Raw genomic sequence first — 16,890 nt, 5'->3', positions numbered from 1 at the left:
CGTTAAACAGAAGATATAAAGAGCAGAGAAACGGGAGCGGACAATGCCGAGAGTTTTATTCTTTATCGTATTTTTATGGCTTGGCACGGTTTACGCCGATGTTATAACCTCTTTTGATCCGCATGGAAAAAAAGAGGTGGCGTTGACCTTTGATGCCTGTGAGACAAGAACACCCTCATATTTCGATCCCGTGATTTTAGAATATCTGCTCGCAAACAAGATTCCTGCCACCTTTTTCGTGAGTGCAAAGTTCGCGCTTAGAAACCCCAAAGAGCTGGCAGAAGTATCCCGCTATCCTTTTATAGAGATAGAAAACCATTCCTACCATCACTATGCCCATATGGAATCGCTTTCAAAAGAGAAGGTGGTAGAAGAGATAATGTCAACGCAGAATATCATAAAAAAAGCAAGCGGTAGAAAAACAAAATACTTTCGGTTTCCTGCAGGCAATTACGATAAAAAGACACTTGATACGGTTGAAAGCTTAGGATATAAGATTGTGCATTGGAGTTTTTCCAGCGGGGATCCGGACAAGAACATACCTGCCGAGCGTATCATAAAATGGGTCACAACGGCTGCAAAACCCGGCTCCATATTGATCTTTCACATAAACGGACGCGGATATACCACGCCAAAAACGCTTCCCGTAATAGTCGGGGACCTAAAGAGGCGAGGATACCGTTTTGTCAGGCTTGATGAGGTACTTTGATATTTACAAATAGTTTTTGTCAACGATAATTATCTCGCGCTGAAGCTCTATGCTAAAGGTGTCTTTTACCTTTTCCTCGACAAGGCGTATCAGCTCTATGGCATCTTCAAATCTGCCCTCGCCGTGGTTTACCAAAAAGTTTGCATGAACAGAGCTGAACTCCATATCTCCGAAGCGTTTGCCTTTGAGACCGACAGCTTCTATCAGACGTCCGGCATAATCTCCTTTTGGATTTTTAAAACAGCTTCCCGCGCTAGATTCTTTGGGCTGGTTCGAGCGCATATCCGTAAAAAGTTTTATTTTTTCTTCGTCGAAACCTTTGTTCAGTTGAAACTTCGCTTCGAAGACGACATCTTTTATGTCGGTATATCTGTACCCGTGGTCTATTTCGCTTTTTTTTATTTCGCCCTCTTTTGTGATGATGGAATCCAAATTGTTAAAGATCTCAAACTCTTTGAGCCCCGCGTTCATTTTAAGCATTCCGCCCAATGTTCCGGGAAGGCGGGAGACAAATTCAAAGTCGGCAATATTATGCTTTTTACAAAAAGAGACTATTTTCCCGCTAGGCGTCGCCGCGCCTATCACTAAAGAACCATTCTCTATTTTTATATAGTCGTATTTTTTGCTGAGCATCATAAGCGGAGGCGGGTTGGTGCCGATAAGCACATTATTCGAAGCCCCCAGCAGATAATGCCCCTGTGGATAGTTGAAATCTTCTATCATCACGACATCGAGTTCCTGCCCGATCTTTATGGAGCTGAACTGTTTGAAGTTTATCTTTTTTATCATCATCTATTGAACGAAAGTAGGTATCATATTTATGATACTTGTAGCAAAGTCGCTTATCTCATTCATCATCCAAGGCATAGTAAGAATGATTATGACGACAACGCCGATGATCTTGGGAATAAAGCTAAGCGTCATCTCGTTGATCTGTGTCGTGGCTTGAAATATACTGACTCCAAGACCGATAAGCATTCCTACCAAAAGCCCAGGCAAAGAAAGCAATAAAGCGATCTTGAATGTCTGGACTCCAAGAGCGATGAGTTGTGAATCCATTAAGAGTTTCTCAAACTTTCATATTGTGTAGGGATCAGGTAATCCTCTATTTTCACAAGTGTATCATAAAAACCGTGCCGAAAGCCAAGTTCATAGAGTTTGTCGATCGCTTTATATTGCAATTCGCTCAGACTGATAGAATCATCGTTGGCATAGAGTTCAAGGTACTTATCGAGTGTAGGAGCATCGACACGCACCAGATCGCGTTCGATCAGCATCTTCGAGAGCCTGTCTTTATGTCCTCTTGCAACATCGACCGCTTTTGTCAATGTTTTCTCGTACTCTATCGCTTTATTGAGCGGTAAAGAACGACGGATCGCCATTCCGCCAAGCGGAAGCGGCAGACCTCCGCCACTGAGTTCTTGCCAGACATCCCATATTTCGCGTTCAACTTCAAGTTCATCCGCATAGGTGAGGATGCTTTCATGTATGAGTACTCCCGCATCCACTTTGCCGCTCTTTACGGCTTCTTCGATATCCAAAAAGTTCATATAGGTAATGCGTGCATGGGGATAAGCTATGCGAAAAAGCATAGCGTTCGTCGTATACTTTCCGCTTAATGCAACCTTGAAGTTTTTTTTGAGTTTCGCACCTTTGGGCTTGATGAGTTTAGGGCCGTATCCTTCGCCGAAACTGACGGCGGTACGAAGCGGCGCATACTCCTCTCTTACATGCGGATAGAGCGCGAAACTGATGGCCGCTATGTCGTATTTGCCTTTTAAAGTGGCTTCATTGAGTGTTTCTATATCGAGAGCGATGTTATCAAAGCTGACATCTTTCATACCGACCCAGCCAAACTTTATCGCATAGTACATAAAGATATCGTCCGCATCGGGGGAGTGAGCGATTAGCATTTTTTTCAAAGTTAAATCCATTACGTTATAAATAAATTTAATTTTAACCAAATAACGCTAAAATTACACATTATTTTATAGGTAATGCATACATATAAGATAAAATATGACATAATGCAATATTTTTAAAAATATATTTCATATTGAAATATGATTAGTCTAATAAATTTTCGGGCACGTCCCATTAAAGTGAGCAAAGAATGGATGCAAACAAACAAAAATCATTAGACTTAGCATTAAAACAGATAGATAAGACCTTTGGAAAAGGTACGCTGATGAGACTCGGCGACAAAGAGATCGAGCCGATAAAAGCTATCAGCACCGGTTCTTTGGGGCTTGATCTTGCTCTTGGTATAGGCGGAGTTCCGCAAGGCCGTATAATCGAGGTTTACGGACCGGAGAGTTCCGGTAAGACGACATTGGCGCTTCAGATAACGGCAGAGTGTCAAAAAGGCGGCGGCGTGTGTGCGTTCATCGACGCTGAACATGCCCTTGATGTGGTTTACGCAAAAAATCTTGGTGTGGATATCGATAATCTGCTTGTATCACAGCCCGATTACGGCGAACAGGCTCTTGATATCGTCGAAACGGTTGCGCGCAGCGGAGCGGTCGATCTTATCGTCATCGATTCGGTCGCAGCACTTACTCCTAAGTCTGAAATCGAAGGCGAGATGTCCGATCAAAACGTCGGTGTTCAGGCGCGTCTGATGTCAAAAGCGCTCCGTAAACTTACGGGTGTGCTTCATAAGATGAACTGTACGGTCATATTTATCAACCAGATTCGTATGAAGATCGGTATGATGGGATACGGTTCGCCGGAAACTACCACGGGCGGAAACGCGCTCAAGTTCTATGCATCGGTGCGTATCGACGTCAGACGTATTGCCTCGCTTAAACAGGGTGAAAGCCAGATCGGTAACCGTGTGAAAGCAAAAGTTATAAAAAACAAAGTCGCACCGCCGTTCCGTCAGGCAGAATTTGATATTATGTTCGGAGAGGGGATCTCAAAAGAGGGTGAACTGGTCGATTACGGTGTTAAATTAGACATTATCGATAAAAGCGGAGCCTGGTTCTCGTATGAGGATGTAAAACTCGGACAGGGCCGTGAAAATGTGAAACAAAAATTTAAAGACGAGCCGGAACTGGCTCGTGAAATAGAAGATAAAATAAAAAATGCCATGGGTATGAGCTCTCTTATGACCATGGATGTATCAGACATAGATGAAGGAGATTTAGATATATGATTTTTATAGATAATGTTAGTGCCATAGAGGTTATGGATTCACGCGGAAATCCGACTGTAAAAGCCACTGTAGAGTTAAGTGACGGCACGACTACTAGCGCTATAGTTCCTTCGGGAGCAAGCACGGGTAAGAGAGAAGCATTGGAACTTCGTGACGGCGATGAACGTTATATGGGAAAAGGTGTTTTAAAAGCCGTCGAAAATGTAAATACCCATATCGCCGACGCTTTAATAGGTATGAGTCCGTTCAATCAGGCGATGGTCGATGCGATCATGAAAGAGCTTGACGGTACGGATAACTACGGGCATTTAGGAGCGAATGCAGTTCTTGGAGTCTCTATGGCGGTTGCACGCGCAGCGGCAAAAAGTCTGAAGATGCCTCTTTATCGTTATCTTGGCGGTGCAAATGCCATGGTTATGCCTACGCCGATGTTAAACATCATTAACGGCGGAAGCCATGCAGACAACTCTGTCGATTTTCAAGAATATATGATCATGCCGATCGGCTTTGAAGACTTTGCGGATGCACTGAAAGCTTCGGCTGAGGTGTACCACAACCTAAAATCTATTTTAAAATCAAAAAATCACAATACGGCACTCGGCGACGAAGGCGGTTTTGCTCCTGATCTCAGTTCGAACGAAGAGCCTATACAGGTCATAATGGAAGCGATCAAAAAGGCGGGGTATGAAGCCGGTAAAGATATCGCGATCGCGCTGGATGTCGCTGCATCCGAACTGGTAACGGAAGGCGGGTACCGCTTGGAGTCTGAAAACAGAACCGTGACCTCAGAAGAGCTTGTAGCTTATTATGAAGATTTGTGTGCAAAATATCCTATCGTTTCCATCGAAGACGGCTTAAGCGAAGACGATTGGGCAGGATGGAAAGTACTGACTGAAAAGCTTGGAGAAAAGGTTCAGTTAGTCGGTGACGATCTTTTTGTTACCAATGCGGCTATATTAAACGAAGGTATACAAAAAGAGATAGCAAACGCTATTCTTATCAAACCAAATCAGATCGGTTCGGTAAGCGAAACCATGCTGACGGTTCGTTTGGCACAAAGAAACGGTTATAAATGCGTTATGTCTCACCGTTCCGGAGAGAGCGAAGATGCGTTTATCGCCGATTTTGCGGTCGCACTTAACTGCGGCGAGATCAAAACAGGTTCGACTGCCCGCGGCGAGAGAACGGCAAAATACAATCGTCTGCTAGAGATAGAAAACGAGATTGTATACGGTGAATATCTAGGTTCACTGCTTTTTAATTGATTTGACGGGAAGTTCTTTCCTGTCGATTATTTTTATGAAGGCGAGACTATGAATCATGATGAAATGTATGATGAAATAGATAGTTCACAATCGATTACCGAGAAATATCTTGGTCTCTCCGTAGGTAAATTTCTGGCTGCACTTTTTATCGTCCTTTTTTCGGGAGTTTATATAGGCAGTCTTTTGTACGGCACAAACTCTTTACAGGTTTTGATGAAACTCGATGATTATCATGACTATCTCAAAGATGAGATACATACGCTAAAAAAAGAAAATGCACAGAAGCAAAGAGAGTATTTTGAATTAAAAGAGATTACCGCACAATAATTTGCTATAATAACTTTCATAATAAAAAAAAGGGTGGCAGTGTTTAAAAGTATTATTTTATTCATAATGTTTATCGTATCCCTAAATGCCAGAGAAAACCCGTTTTTTCCTTCAAAAGACTCTCAAGACCTTTCCATATCGACAAACAAAGTGCAAAAATATGAACCGCTCAAAAGAGCGACTCTGACTCTGCCTTCAAGCGCCAGAGTGATAAGAGAAGTTTCTGTAGAGTATGTTAATCTTGACGGTTCCATCGAAAAAAAATCGATATCTTTAGATAATTCTATTGACTGGCATCTTCCGATTTTTATCTCACAGTCATACACGAACGATACGGCAGTCCAAGAAAATATTCCTATGAAAAAAGAGGAAAAGTATGAAAAAGTCGCGGATTATAAGTTTATCTCTTTTTCAGTAAAGAACAAAAGATTAAAGATAATCACAAAAGACAAAAAAATACGTAATTTTATGCTTATTGATCCCTATAGGATAGTTATCGATTTTAAAAGAGTTTGTGACTTTAGATCATATCAGGAAAATGTAAAAAATTCTGTGTATAAAACGATCAAGATCGGTAATCATGACGGCTATTACAGAGTGGTTATAGAGCTTGACGGACAGTATGAATATACTCTAAAACGAGAGAAAAAAGGTTATTTGCTTTTTTTAAAGTAGGATTCGCCTCAAGAGCTTTATGCTCTTAAGACATAGAGTACTATTTAGCGTTATCTGCCATTCTTTGCAGGTGTGCCTTATAATCTTCGACATTAAAATCTGTCACTCCTGCAACACCGTCATCGACTGCAGCCTGTGCTACCGCTGATGAGACGAACACAAGAAGTCTTTTATCAAATGGAGACGGAATGATATAATCAGGGCCGAAACTCATATCATCTCTTTTGTGTGCTTTTTTAACATAGTCAGGAACATCTTCTTTTGCAAGTTCTGCAAGTGCTTTAGATGCTGCCATTTTCATATTTTCGGTGATCTTAGTCGCTCTTACGTCAAGCGCTCCGCGGAATATAAAAGGGAAACCAAGAACATTGTTCACTTGATTTGCAAAATCGCTTCTTCCAGTTCCCATGATAAGGTCGTCTCTTACCTCTTTTGCAAGATCAGGCATGATCTCCGGGATCGGGTTTGCACAAGCGAAAATAATCGGATTGTCAGCCATAGAACGAACCATATCCTGTGTGATCTGTTCCGGACCGGAAAGACCCAGAATCATATCGGCATTTCTTGCCGCATCAGCAGGCGTACGGTCTTCTGTATCGATCGCATAAGCCGCTTTTTGTTTGTTAAGGTCAGTTCTTCCTGTGTGGATAACGCCTTTGGAGTCAAGCATAGTGATGTTTTTAACACCAAGCGCTTTATACATATTCGCACAAGCGATACCGCTTTCTCCCGCACCGATAACAACGACTTTCAGCTCTTCGGCTTTTTTACCGCTCATCTCAAGAACGTTAATAAGTCCCGCTGTAGTGATAACTGCCGTTCCATGCTGATCGTCATGGAAAACAGGTACGTTACAGATCTCTTTAAGTCTTTCTTCGATCTCAAAGCATTTTGGTGCAGCGATGTCTTCAAGATTGATCCCGCCGAAAGTATCGGCGATAGCAGCTACTGTCTTGATGATCTCTTCTGTATCTTTTGTGTTAATCTCGATATCGACTGCATCAACGTGAGCAAATGCTTTAAAAAGAACACATTTACCTTCCATAACCGGTTTTCCCGATAAATGGCCGATATCGCCAAGACCAAGAACGGCAGTACCGTCTGAAATAACTGCAACCAGATTACCTTTGTTAGTATAATCATACGCAGTACTGATGTCTTTTTCTATTTCAAGACAAGGGTAAGCGACACCCGGGCTGTATGCCATTGCAAGCTCAGCTACCGTATCGCAAGGCTTTGTGATTAGTGTACCGATTTTTCCGTTACCTTCAAACTCGTTACGAGCTTTATGGTAGTTTAGAGATTCTTGTTCGAAAGAAGCCATTTGTTTTTCCTGTATTATAAAGTAGAGTTATTTTATCTATTACACAGTTAGAAATTTGATAAATATAAATACATAAGGTCAAGAAGCAGAAAAAAGTTACGATAAGTGACATAAAACTGCATGATATTGTTAAATGTTTACAAAAAGAAACACTGTGCGTCGTTCACAGAATCTTCATGAAAATTAAAAAAAAATTTATACCGGAAAATGCGGATAGTTTAGTAGCTTTTTTTGCTCTCTAATATATAGAAGAAGAAAAATAAAAAATAAAACAGAGCTATTTATCATAGATTATGAAACTAATAGAAACGGTGTATTGAAATTTACGATTATGACAGTGTATAGAATTTTTTTAGTCCGAGAGAGGCTTTTTTATCGAGGTTATAAGATATCTTTTTGAGATAACTTAAGATATCTTTTTGGGAGATGCCGGTTTTTTTTGAGGCCTTTTGCAGTATATATCCCGGAATTCTTACTTTTGCTTTTGAGAAGTGTTTTTCTATTTTTTTTATCCTGCTGCCGTGATTGCGGTATGACAGGAGCGCAAAAACGAACGGAAGATGATGTTTATCATTCCATGTTTTTGCCAGATCTATATGAGGTCCTCCGCTGAGATAATATTCTAACGCTCTGTCTCCGATAAGAACCTCTCCTTTGATACCCAGGATATTTGCCAGAAGATTTGAGGTTGCCGATGCCGTATCTTTCTTATATTCGTCTTGAGGGATCACAAGTACGCTCAGCACCTCTTTTTTGGCGATGATGCCGAGTTTTGCATATTTGTATTTTTTTGCTTTTATGCTGGATATAAATGCGGCGTCTACTCTTCTTCGTTCAAAAAGCACGTTTATTTTTGCAGGAACGTTTTTTTTGTATTCCATTGTCATGTTTTCTCTGCTGGACCTGTTGAAGCGCTTTATAAATACGTGAAAAGGTAAAAGATTAAGATATTCTATTTTTCCAAAAACCAAGCTAAGAATTTCCCGATGTTTATTTATGTAAGCGAATTATAGCTACATTTTTTGATATAATCGCTTTAACAAAATGCAAAGGAAGAGATATGGTACATATCGAATTTTTAGGTCCCATACAAAAAGAGCCTCTTGATCTGGAAGCGCTTACCTTAAGAGAGGTCGCCGATATTTTAAACCAGGACGACGAATTGAAAGAGTGGTTGCAGACAAGCGCCGTCGCCCTGAACGATACGCTTGTTTCATCTCTTGATATAAAACTTAACGACGGAGATAAAATTTCACTTTTGCCTCCGGTTTGCGGCGGATGAGCATGTTAGAACTCTACAGCGGTCCGTTGGATGTCCCTGAGATCTTAAAAAGATGGTATGAGAGCGAGGCGCTTAGCAACTACGGCGCGTATATCCCTTTTATAGGAACGGTAAGAGCCGAAGACTCTATCGAAGCGTTGAGCTTTGATATCTATGAACCTATTCTTGAGAACTGGTTTAAAGCATGGGAACAAAAAGCAAAACAAAGAGGTGCAAAAGTCGTGATGGCTCACTCCATAGGCGACGTTCCCGTTCATACGTCCTCATACATCGCAGCAGTCTTCTCTCCAAAAAGACGTGTCGCACTAGAGCTTATAGTGGAGTTCGTGGAAGATTTTAAAGCGAGTGCGCCTATATGGAAATACGATATCATAGCAGGCGAGAGGATCTATGCAAAAGACAGATCGACGCGTATTAAAGGCAGCGGGCTTCTGGGAGCGGAAAAATGAGCTTTATTTCATACGAAGCATCCCAAAACATGCTGCATCTTTTAGATGTAGGCGCTTTGCGTTTTGAGAATCTTTTTCTCAGCGATGCGCTCGGGCGTATTTTAGCGGAAGATATCGTAGCACGAAGCGCCTCTCCGGAGTTTCCTACGGCATCGATGGATGGGTATGCGATAATAGGGCAGGATCAGGAGCTGGGGCGTATTAAGATCTTAGGCGATAATCCTGCCGGAAGCGAAGAGAGAAGAGTGATCACGAGCGGACACTGCATAAAAACCTTTACGGGCTCGAAGATACCCGAAGGTGCAGATACTCTCATTCAGATCGAAAACGTTACGGTCGAAGGCGATGAGATCGTCATAGACGAGTATGTGCAGATCGGATCAAGCGTCCGCCCCGTAGGCGAGAGTTATCATGCCGGCGATATTCTCATCAAAAAGGGCACAAAGATCTCTTTTACAGAGATCGGCGTTATGGCGGGGTTGAACAAAGTCACGGTGAAAGTTGCCTTAAAACCGCGTGTGGCTGTTATATCGACCGGAAGCGAAATTCTTGACCTGGGCGAAGATGCCGCGACATCCACGCAGATCAGAAGCTCAAACAACTATACCATCGAAGCGATGGCAAAGCTTGCAGGTGCCGAAGTTATCCAGCTCGGCGTGGTAAAAGATGACAAAGCTTCCATTATGGAGAGTTTTGAGAATGCGCTTGGCTGCGCGGATATCGTTATATCCACAGGCGGTGTGAGTGTGGGTGATTACGATTTTGTAAAAGACATTGTTCCGCGCCTTGGTGCCGAAGTCGTTTACAAAGGGGTAAACATCAAACCGGGTCAGCATATCTTGCTCGCACAGCGCGACAACAAGTTCATAGCCGCGCTGCCCGGTTTTGCCTATTCATCCACAGTTACCGCTTTACTCTATGCAGTTCCTTTGATATACCGTTTTTTAGGGATGGAACCCGAACTGCCGGTTGTGGAAGCAAAATTAAAAGAGCCGTTTTATAAAAAATCGAAAAAAACGGAGTTCACGGCTTGCAACCTGACTATCGAAGACGGAGCTTACATGGTCGATTTTAAAGATAAAAAATCGGGAACGTCGGCGATACTTACAAACCTGCTATGCAACTCAGCGCTTATGATAACAGGCGAAGAGGACGGTGATCTGGAAGAGGGAATGCTCGTCCATGTAATACTTTTAGACAGACTGTAAAGTTCTGTCTGTCTCTCTTAAAAAGTTCACCTTATGTGTAAGCTTTTTTTCTGACTTCATTTTAGAAAAATTAAAGGATTTTTATGGGCATAATTATTTTTACTGTGATCGTATTACTAAAATTTTTTACATTAATTGATGTTTCTTGGACAATCGCTATGCTTATAGGATTGAGCTCAATTGCACTTGATTTTGCTATGCCAGCAAATTCGGCTCATATTGATTATGTAAAAAGATTAGAAACACGAATAGATGAATTGGAAAATGAAATTGCAGATTTAGAAAAAAAAGTTGACGATTATAAATATGATGAGATAGATTGAAATGAAATATAAAGTATTTGATGAAAAGACAGATGTTTTATCACATGAATTTACTTATAATAAAATTGAAACAGATTTTTTAAAAAATCATATGAAAAAGAATAAGAGTATATCTATTGATGATATAAGAAGGATCGCTTTATGGAAATTAGATAGAGTATTAGAGATAAGTGAAGAAACATTACAAAATTTAAAACGAATAGCTGTCCATAAGGATATTACTATCGATGCACAGATTGTACTTGGAACAATACAACTATTGACTTCATCTAAGGGTGTTGGTTTTCCAATGGCTAGTGCAATATTAAAGTTTTTAAGACCTGATATATTTCCTATAATCGATATTAGAGCATATAGAGCAATTTATGGTAAAAAAATAACCTATAGTCAATATTCAATTGATAAGTATGTTGAGTATACAAAAAAACTTCAAAAGATATCTGCAGATTTGGGTATTGAACTAAATGAAATTGATGAACAATTATATTGTTTTGATAAAAAATATAATGGGAAAATATAATTAAATTAAAAATAAAATATGGTAATTTAATCAATGAAAAATCGACTTTTATTGTCAATGCTTCAAATACTGAGTTGATATTAGGAAGCGGAGTTTCAAAATCATTCAGAGAAAAATGCGGCGGTAGTTTTTACCAACAATATCTTTATGAAATAAAACAAAAATATATTGATATCTTTGGGACGATTGAACAAGGTGATGTCATTATCTCGAATGCGGGATCAGCGAAAAATTTTAAATATGCCTTACATGTAGCCGTCATGAATTATACAGATGACACAAAAGTACCTTTTCCGACATATTCACAAATTAAAAGAAGTTTGAAAACAATATTATCATTAATTGAAAAAAAAGTTATAAGTGAAAAATTGACTAATCCAACACTAACCATTCCTTTATTGGGGACAGGAACAGGCGGTTTAAAAAAAGAGAAAATATTTTTTATGATAAAAAATATGTTTCAAAATAGTGATCTCAATTTAACTCTGATAATATATATTCACGATAAAAAAGATTTTCTTAAATTTTTTTATAAAAATTTGAAAAAAGAATTTAGTAGTTAATACCTATTTAACTCATTTCCCAAGCTTCAGCTTGAGAATAAATTAAGAGCTTTTTACTACTTTTTTGCGGAGAAAAAAGTATGAGAGATTTCTTTAAAATTTGTAAAGTGAAAAAAATTCTACTTAACGATCTTCGCTTTAAGCGCTTCTTCTGAAAGATGTTCACTTACATATTTTACGACAACGAGCTTTTCACTTTCGTTGATATACCATTCTGCAATATGCTCATGCTCCAAGCCGTTTAGTTTATCCATATCCACATGGCTTTGCGGAAGATACAGATGCGAATGCAGTATAGGGTTTTGAAGTTTGAACGTTGTCCATAACAGCCAAAGAAGAGCGACTGCTGCCGTACCGATACCCAAAACTTCACGATCGGAATAATCCAGTAGGATACCCGCTGCCGTACCGCCGATAAATGTCATAAAATAAGCGACCGTGTTTGCGATGCCCAGTGCGGCACCTTTTTGGTGAACTTTTGCGAATTTGGAGATCATAGACTGTACCAGCGGCTCCATCATATTAAACGCTAAAAAGAAGCTCACAACGCCTACGACGAACATAGTACTGCTATTTGTGAGTCCCATAAGCAAAAATGCGGCAATAAAAAGAATTATGGAGAGAAGGAAAACCTGCTTTGGTTTATTATACTTTTCACCCAATATCGCGGCAGGTCCCATTGCGATAAGCCCCATGATCATGGCCGGAACATACGCTTTGTAAAGATCGGCTTTCGCCCATCCAAAAGCGGGACTGGTCAGAATGATAGGGATGATAACAAACGCCATCGTCATCAATCCTTTTTGCATCCCGTCGATAACGAGCATACTTAAAAGATTTTGATCCTTTAGGATGTCGGATGTCTTGGAAGTGTTATGGTAAATATGTTTGATCTTCGGAGGATTGGGAACTTTCGTAAAGAGCATAAGCATTGCTAAAAGCGCTAAAACCGCCGCAATCCAAAAGAGCGTGCTCACGCCGAAATGTCCTCCCACAACCGGACCTATGACCATGGCGGCTGCAAAACTAAGAGCGATCGAACCGCCCATCATCGCCATCGCTTTACCGCGGATCTCCTCTTCGACAAGATCGCTTATCATGGCGACGATCACAGAACCTATGGCCCCCGCACCCTGTAAAAAGCGTCCGAGCATAAGCATATAGATGTCCGTACTCATTGCGGAGATGACCGAGCCGGCAAAAAAGATAAGCAGACCGATAAGAAGCGTAGGTTTTCTGCCTATTTTATCGCTCATGAGTCCAAAAGGAAGCTGAAACACTGCCTGAGTAAGGGCATAGCCGCCGACGATGATACCCACAAGCATCGGAGTCGCTCCTTTAAGGTGCAAAGCATAAGCGGAAAGAACGGGGAGAACGATAAAGAGACCTAAAAAGCGAAGTGATAATATTCCGGATAACGGAAGTACTTTTTTGAGCATTAAAAACCTTTATATAAATATATAAACTATTAAGAACTTTCAAATTATAATCCATAAATAGTTTATGAAATGTAAATGATCTGAAAGTTTAAAACATTAAAGATAAAAATAAGGAAGATAATGAAACTTGTACTTGCGACATCGAACAAGGGAAAAGTAAGGGAGATAAAACATATCTATGAAGATATGGATGTTGTTGCTTACAGTGATATTATCGAACCCTTTGAGATAGAAGAGAACGGTTCGACATTTAAAGAAAACGCTCTCATAAAGGCAAGGGCGGTTTTTGAAGCCATGCCGGACAAGGATGTCGTGGTCATAGCCGATGACAGCGGGATCAGCGTAGATGCACTCGGCGGCGAACCCGGAATATACAGTGCCAGATATGCGGGTGCGGACGCGACTGATAAAGACAATCTTTACAAGCTTGTTGATGCGTTAAAAGAAAAAGGGTTGAAAAGTTCCAAGGCTCACTACACAGCGGCGATCGCGATCGTAACAAAAGAAGCGGAATTTAGTGTTCACGGCTGGATGTACGGAGATGTGGTGACGACGCCAAGAGGCGAGAACGGATTCGGATATGATCCTATCTTTATTCCAGAAGGTTACGATAAGACGCTCGGAGAGCTGGATGAGGAGACGAAAAAAGGTCTTTCGCACAGATCGCAAGCTTTGAAACATACAAAATCCGTTTTGAAGTCTATTTCAAAGCATACCATTTAGCATCCTTGCTTAATCGGTTGTCATAAAACCCTTTGGCTTAAGCGATATAAAGACATTTCAAGACGTTGCATAAAAGTTGTAAATTTACAACTTAAATCTATACAAGTTTGCATGGCATCTCCTTCAAACTGCAGGGATCATCCCAAAACAGTTATGCAGGAGAAATAGCAAAAAATGTTCCATCAGTTAAAAAATGTTAGCAATGTGATACCGAAGATGATGCGATAGATGCCAAAAGAGACAAACGTAAAGTTGTCTAAAAATTTTAAGAACAGTTTGACGGTCAGATAAGCGGTTATGAACGCAACGATGAAACCGACAAGCAGGACTATCAGGTTTGCATCGCTGAACTCTTTGTAGTGCTTTAGCAGGTCATAGGCACTCACGGCGCTCATAACGGGAAGGGCGAGCAAAAAACTGAATTCCGCACTCGCCTTTCTGCCAAGACCTACAAGAAGCGCACCGATGATGGTAGAACCCGCACGGCTTGTCCCGGGAATGAGTGCAAATATCTGAGCTATTCCGATGAACAGTGATTGTTTCATAGTAACATCTTCGACATTTTGAATCAACCTGCTCTCATCTTTGATAAAAAATTTCTCGACTATCAAAAAAACGACTCCGCCGATGATGAACATGACGGCGACTATATGAAGGCTGAATAGCTCTTTTATTTGATGTGCGAAGATAAACCCGACGATGCCGATAGGCAAAAAAGCGACAAAAAGTTTTATCCATAAAGAGAGATGTTTCGGTGAAAACTTGTCCTTATAGTTAAACACGACCGCCAAGATGGCGGCAAATTGAATAATGACCTCGTATGCCTTGGTGACGCTTGTCTGATCTATACCCAAAAGATCGCTGACAACGATGAGATGCCCTGTCGATGAGATCGGCAAGAACTCTGTAAATCCTTCGACTATGCCTAATATGATGGAATCAAAAATTGTCATTTGATATCTGCCTTTGTTTTTAAGAAGTAAAATTCTACCACCAAAGTTATTAAGTATTGGTTTGTTATTATTTTAAAAATATTTGCGAGGAACTATACTATGCCATTATTAGACAGTTTTAAAGTCGATCATACGAAAATGACAGCCCCTGCCGTGCGTTTTGCAAAATCTATGAAAAGCAAGTGCGGCGACGACGTGACGGTATTTGATCTGCGTTTTACTCGTCCAAATGCCGAAGACAACATCCCTCCGCGGGGTATTCACACGCTGGAGCATCTTTTTGCGGGTTTTATGAGAGATCATCTCAACAGCGACGACGTGGAGATCATCGATATCTCTCCGATGGGATGCAGGACGGGCTTTTACATGAGCCTTTTTGGAACTCCTGATGAAAAGAGTGTCGCATCGGCGTGGGAAAAAAGCATGAAAGATATTTTAAACGTGAAAAACCAAGAGGAGATACCCGAGCTCAACGTCTATCAGTGCGGAACATACAAAATGCACTCTTTAGAAGAGGCGCACGCGGTATCCAAACAGGTTCTTGAGCGCGGTATCGGCATCATGAACAATGAAGAGCTTGCTTTGGACGAATCTCTTGTCAAAGTAGCAAAATAAAAATATATCCGCTTTTTTTGCATACAGGATACTCTTCATTAAAAATAATCCTGCATGCAGACGATTAAATTTAAGATTTATACTTCTTTGGTTATAATACGCAGTTTTTTATTATAGATTACGGCACACGGGCAAAGCCCGAGTACCTGCGCTAGGCGCTGTGCCGCAAAGCTAGCCCCAAAGGGCAGAATTTCATTATTTGATATATATAGGACAACGATAATGTTACTTTTTACGCCAGGACCTACTCCTGTTCCCCAAAGTGTTAGAAATGCAATGAGCGATGAAACGCTGCATCACAGAACACCGGAATTTGAAGCGATTTTTGAGAGAACCCGCGGACTTTTATTTGAACTTTTTGCAATGGATGAGGTAGTGATGCTTTCATCAAGCGGGACTGGGGCTATGGAAGCCGCGGTCACGAATCTCTGTAAAAACACTTTACTAAATATCGATTCAGGGAAGTTCGGCGAGCGCTTCGGAAAGATCGCGGTCGCTCATGGATTAAAGAACGTCAGTATCAAGCATGAATGGGACACGCCGGCCTCTGTTGAAGAGGTAACGGCGGCGATCAAAGCAAATCCGGATATTGACGCGATCGCTATGCAGGTGAGCGAATCGGCAGGCGGACTTCGACACAGTGTCGAAGAGATCGCAGCAGCCGTTAAAGCGATAAACAAAGATATCATCATCATCGCCGACGGTATTACTGCCGTAGGCGTGGAAAAGATCGATGTGACAAATATAGACTGTCTTTTAGCAGGCAGCCAAAAAGCGTTGATGCTTCCTCCTGGTCTTGCTATCTTGGGGCTTAGCAAACTTGCTTTAGAGAAGATCGGAAGCGGAAAAGGGTACTACTTCAATCTGGCGACAGAGATCAAAAACCAGAACAAAAATACGACCGCGTGGACGGCTGCGACAACTTTGATCATCGGTCTTGAATCTGTTTTGCAAAGGATCAAAGACGAGGGCGGTTTGGAAAAACTCTATGCCGATACGGCCCGCCGTGCAGATGCGAACATAAAAGCGCTTGAAGCTTTGGGTCTGCATGTGTATCCTAAAATTCCGGCAAAATCTATGACGACCATAGATGACGAAAATGCAAACGAAATAAGAAATATATTGAAAAAAGAGTTCGGCATTAACGTAGCCGGCGGTCAAGATCATCTAAAAGGCAAGATCTTCAGGATCAATCAGATGGGGCTTATCTCCGCTTATGAAGCGGCTTGGGTCGTAAACAGTGTCGAACTTGCTCTTGACAAGCTTGGGAGAAGAAAATATGACGGAACCGCTAACCGTATATTCAATGAGGTGTTTTTTCAGTTATGATTTTTGAGCAAACGCTTTACGCGAAATTT

The 16,890-nt window shown here is 41.0% G+C and carries 21 protein-coding genes; 14 read left to right on the top strand and 7 right to left on the bottom strand.

Annotation, left to right across the window (positions count from 1 at the left end):
- Positions 1 to 43: 43 nt before the first annotated feature.
- Positions 44 to 709, top strand: a complete 666-nt coding sequence (locus tag WCY03_RS10605; RefSeq protein WP_345992790.1) for a polysaccharide deacetylase family protein — start codon at positions 44 to 46, stop codon at positions 707 to 709.
- A 3-nt stretch (positions 710 to 712) separates the two neighbouring features.
- Here WCY03_RS10605 and WCY03_RS10600 read toward each other — a convergent pair whose 3' ends face one another.
- From WCY03_RS10600 to WCY03_RS10590, 3 genes are read right to left on the bottom strand one after another with little or no spacing between them, the layout of a single operon-like run.
- The gene (locus WCY03_RS10600) at positions 713 to 1,501 is read right to left on the bottom strand and encodes a UDP-N-acetylmuramate dehydrogenase (RefSeq protein ID WP_345992789.1); all 789 of its coding nucleotides are present in this window, start codon (positions 1,499 to 1,501) and stop codon (positions 713 to 715) included.
- Positions 1,502 to 1,768: a flagellar biosynthesis protein FliQ gene (gene fliQ, locus WCY03_RS10595; protein ID WP_345992787.1), complete on the bottom strand. Its 267-nt coding sequence runs from the start codon at positions 1,766 to 1,768 to the stop codon at positions 1,502 to 1,504. It lies immediately after the preceding gene.
- On the bottom strand, positions 1,768 to 2,631 hold the full coding sequence (locus WCY03_RS10590) for an MqnA/MqnD/SBP family protein (protein WP_345992785.1): 864 nt from the start codon (positions 2,629 to 2,631) through the stop codon (positions 1,768 to 1,770). Before WCY03_RS10590 ends, fliQ begins: the two co-directional genes overlap by 1 nt.
- 191 nt (positions 2,632 to 2,822) lie before the next feature.
- On the opposite strand from WCY03_RS10590, the gene recA reads away from it, so the two are divergent.
- The 4 genes from recA to WCY03_RS10570 all read left to right on the top strand — a co-directional run bounded on the left by recA (position 2,823) and on the right by WCY03_RS10570 (position 6,133).
- The gene (gene recA, locus WCY03_RS10585) at positions 2,823 to 3,866 is read left to right on the top strand and encodes a recombinase RecA (RefSeq protein WP_345992783.1); all 1,044 of its coding nucleotides are present in this window, start codon (positions 2,823 to 2,825) and stop codon (positions 3,864 to 3,866) included.
- A complete protein-coding gene (eno, locus tag WCY03_RS10580) occupies positions 3,863 to 5,131 on the top strand; it encodes a phosphopyruvate hydratase (protein WP_345992782.1) in 1,269 nt (422 codons plus the stop codon). Before recA ends, eno begins: the two co-directional genes overlap by 4 nt.
- 48 nt (positions 5,132 to 5,179) lie before the next feature.
- The gene (locus tag WCY03_RS10575; RefSeq protein ID WP_345992780.1) at positions 5,180 to 5,458 is read left to right on the top strand and encodes a hypothetical protein; all 279 of its coding nucleotides are present in this window, start codon (positions 5,180 to 5,182) and stop codon (positions 5,456 to 5,458) included.
- 66 nt (positions 5,459 to 5,524) lie between these two features.
- Positions 5,525 to 6,133: an AMIN domain-containing protein gene (locus tag WCY03_RS10570; RefSeq protein WP_345992778.1), complete on the top strand. Its 609-nt coding sequence runs from the start codon at positions 5,525 to 5,527 to the stop codon at positions 6,131 to 6,133.
- A 40-nt stretch (positions 6,134 to 6,173) separates the two neighbouring features.
- Here the strand turns inward: WCY03_RS10570 and WCY03_RS10565 are convergent, their stop codons facing one another.
- Both WCY03_RS10565 and WCY03_RS10560 read right to left on the bottom strand, forming a co-directional pair.
- Positions 6,174 to 7,457 carry a malic enzyme-like NAD(P)-binding protein gene (locus tag WCY03_RS10565; RefSeq protein WP_345992776.1) on the bottom strand — a complete coding sequence of 428 codons (1,284 nt, stop codon included), beginning with the start codon at positions 7,455 to 7,457 and terminating at the stop codon, positions 6,174 to 6,176.
- 329 nt (positions 7,458 to 7,786) lie between these two features.
- Entirely contained in the window at positions 7,787 to 8,428 is a 642-nt protein-coding gene (locus WCY03_RS10560; protein WP_345992775.1) for an MqnA/MqnD/SBP family protein, read from the bottom strand.
- Positions 8,429 to 8,517: 89 nt separating this feature from the next.
- Here WCY03_RS10560 and WCY03_RS10555 point away from each other — a divergent pair, with 89 nt between their 5' ends.
- The 6 genes from WCY03_RS10555 (at position 8,518) to WCY03_RS10530 (ending at position 11,802) form a co-directional block, all read left to right on the top strand.
- On the top strand, positions 8,518 to 8,739 hold the full coding sequence (locus tag WCY03_RS10555) for a MoaD/ThiS family protein (RefSeq protein WP_345992773.1): 222 nt from the start codon (positions 8,518 to 8,520) through the stop codon (positions 8,737 to 8,739).
- A gap of 2 nt (positions 8,740 to 8,741) precedes the next feature.
- Positions 8,742 to 9,188, top strand: coding sequence for a molybdenum cofactor biosynthesis protein MoaE (locus tag WCY03_RS10550; RefSeq protein ID WP_345992771.1), 447 nt, complete (start codon positions 8,742 to 8,744; stop codon positions 9,186 to 9,188).
- Positions 9,185 to 10,396 carry a molybdopterin molybdotransferase MoeA gene (locus WCY03_RS10545; protein WP_345992769.1) on the top strand — a complete coding sequence of 404 codons (1,212 nt, stop codon included), beginning with the start codon at positions 9,185 to 9,187 and terminating at the stop codon, positions 10,394 to 10,396. Before WCY03_RS10550 ends, WCY03_RS10545 begins: the two co-directional genes overlap by 4 nt.
- Before the next feature lie 83 nt (positions 10,397 to 10,479).
- Positions 10,480 to 10,719 carry a hypothetical protein gene (locus WCY03_RS10540; RefSeq protein ID WP_345992767.1) on the top strand — a complete coding sequence of 80 codons (240 nt, stop codon included), beginning with the start codon at positions 10,480 to 10,482 and terminating at the stop codon, positions 10,717 to 10,719.
- 1 nt (position 10,720) lies between these two features.
- The gene (locus WCY03_RS10535) at positions 10,721 to 11,239 is read left to right on the top strand and encodes a hypothetical protein (protein WP_345992765.1); all 519 of its coding nucleotides are present in this window, start codon (positions 10,721 to 10,723) and stop codon (positions 11,237 to 11,239) included.
- The gene (locus WCY03_RS10530) at positions 11,236 to 11,802 is read left to right on the top strand and encodes a macro domain-containing protein (protein ID WP_345994087.1); all 567 of its coding nucleotides are present in this window, start codon (positions 11,236 to 11,238) and stop codon (positions 11,800 to 11,802) included. The genes WCY03_RS10535 and WCY03_RS10530 overlap by 4 nt, the downstream gene beginning before the upstream one ends.
- 119 nt (positions 11,803 to 11,921) lie before the next feature.
- On the opposite strand, the gene WCY03_RS10525 is transcribed toward WCY03_RS10530, so the two are convergent.
- Positions 11,922 to 13,241, bottom strand: a complete 1,320-nt coding sequence (locus WCY03_RS10525; protein WP_345992763.1) for an MFS transporter — start codon at positions 13,239 to 13,241, stop codon at positions 11,922 to 11,924.
- Positions 13,242 to 13,361: 120 nt separating this feature from the next.
- On the opposite strand from WCY03_RS10525, the gene rdgB reads away from it, so the two are divergent.
- Entirely contained in the window at positions 13,362 to 13,964 is a 603-nt protein-coding gene (rdgB, locus tag WCY03_RS10520; protein ID WP_345992761.1) for an RdgB/HAM1 family non-canonical purine NTP pyrophosphatase, read from the top strand.
- A gap of 182 nt (positions 13,965 to 14,146) precedes the next feature.
- Here the strand turns inward: rdgB and WCY03_RS10515 are convergent, their stop codons facing one another.
- Positions 14,147 to 14,917, bottom strand: a complete 771-nt coding sequence (locus WCY03_RS10515; protein ID WP_345992759.1) for an undecaprenyl-diphosphate phosphatase — start codon at positions 14,915 to 14,917, stop codon at positions 14,147 to 14,149.
- A gap of 99 nt (positions 14,918 to 15,016) precedes the next feature.
- Here WCY03_RS10515 and luxS point away from each other — a divergent pair, with 99 nt between their 5' ends.
- Positions 15,017 to 15,532 carry an S-ribosylhomocysteine lyase gene (gene luxS / locus WCY03_RS10510; RefSeq protein ID WP_345992757.1) on the top strand — a complete coding sequence of 172 codons (516 nt, stop codon included), beginning with the start codon at positions 15,017 to 15,019 and terminating at the stop codon, positions 15,530 to 15,532.
- Between the two features lie 222 nt (positions 15,533 to 15,754).
- Complete coding sequence (locus WCY03_RS10505) at positions 15,755 to 16,861, top strand: alanine--glyoxylate aminotransferase family protein (RefSeq protein WP_345992755.1); 1,107 nt, start codon at positions 15,755 to 15,757, stop codon at positions 16,859 to 16,861.
- The last annotated feature ends 29 nt before the right edge of the window (positions 16,862 to 16,890 follow it).

It is taken from the genome of Sulfurimonas sp. HSL-1716, assembly GCF_039645975.1.
Classification (GTDB): domain Bacteria; phylum Campylobacterota; class Campylobacteria; order Campylobacterales; family Sulfurimonadaceae; genus Hydrocurvibacter; species Hydrocurvibacter sulfurireducens.
This window is presented reverse-complemented; position numbering and strand designations above follow the sequence as displayed.

What these genes read in the sequence shown, in the direction of transcription:
- WCY03_RS10565 (WP_345992776.1), bottom strand. Translation starts at nt 7,457, where the DNA reads ATGGCTTCTTTCGAACAAGAATCTCTAAACTACCATAAAGCTCGTAAC.
- WCY03_RS10540 (WP_345992767.1), top strand. Translation starts at nt 10,480, where the DNA reads ATGGGCATAATTATTTTTACTGTGATCGTATTACTAAAATTTTTTACA.
- WCY03_RS10505 (WP_345992755.1), top strand. Translation starts at nt 15,755, where the DNA reads ATGTTACTTTTTACGCCAGGACCTACTCCTGTTCCCCAAAGTGTTAGA.
- fliQ (WP_345992787.1), bottom strand. Translation starts at nt 1,768, where the DNA reads ATGGATTCACAACTCATCGCTCTTGGAGTCCAGACATTCAAGATCGCT.
- WCY03_RS10575 (WP_345992780.1), top strand. Translation starts at nt 5,180, where the DNA reads ATGAATCATGATGAAATGTATGATGAAATAGATAGTTCACAATCGATT.
- luxS (WP_345992757.1), top strand. Translation starts at nt 15,017, where the DNA reads ATGCCATTATTAGACAGTTTTAAAGTCGATCATACGAAAATGACAGCC.
- WCY03_RS10570 (WP_345992778.1), top strand. Translation starts at nt 5,525, where the DNA reads ATGTTTATCGTATCCCTAAATGCCAGAGAAAACCCGTTTTTTCCTTCA.
- rdgB (WP_345992761.1), top strand. Translation starts at nt 13,362, where the DNA reads ATGAAACTTGTACTTGCGACATCGAACAAGGGAAAAGTAAGGGAGATA.
- WCY03_RS10515 (WP_345992759.1), bottom strand. Translation starts at nt 14,917, where the DNA reads ATGACAATTTTTGATTCCATCATATTAGGCATAGTCGAAGGATTTACA.
- WCY03_RS10525 (WP_345992763.1), bottom strand. Translation starts at nt 13,241, where the DNA reads ATGCTCAAAAAAGTACTTCCGTTATCCGGAATATTATCACTTCGCTTT.
- WCY03_RS10535 (WP_345992765.1), top strand. Translation starts at nt 10,721, where the DNA reads ATGAAATATAAAGTATTTGATGAAAAGACAGATGTTTTATCACATGAA.
- WCY03_RS10545 (WP_345992769.1), top strand. Translation starts at nt 9,185, where the DNA reads ATGAGCTTTATTTCATACGAAGCATCCCAAAACATGCTGCATCTTTTA.
- WCY03_RS10605 (WP_345992790.1), top strand. Translation starts at nt 44, where the DNA reads ATGCCGAGAGTTTTATTCTTTATCGTATTTTTATGGCTTGGCACGGTT.
- recA (WP_345992783.1), top strand. Translation starts at nt 2,823, where the DNA reads ATGGATGCAAACAAACAAAAATCATTAGACTTAGCATTAAAACAGATA.
- eno (WP_345992782.1), top strand. Translation starts at nt 3,863, where the DNA reads ATGATTTTTATAGATAATGTTAGTGCCATAGAGGTTATGGATTCACGC.
- WCY03_RS10600 (WP_345992789.1), bottom strand. Translation starts at nt 1,501, where the DNA reads ATGATGATAAAAAAGATAAACTTCAAACAGTTCAGCTCCATAAAGATC.
- WCY03_RS10550 (WP_345992771.1), top strand. Translation starts at nt 8,742, where the DNA reads ATGTTAGAACTCTACAGCGGTCCGTTGGATGTCCCTGAGATCTTAAAA.
- WCY03_RS10555 (WP_345992773.1), top strand. Translation starts at nt 8,518, where the DNA reads ATGGTACATATCGAATTTTTAGGTCCCATACAAAAAGAGCCTCTTGAT.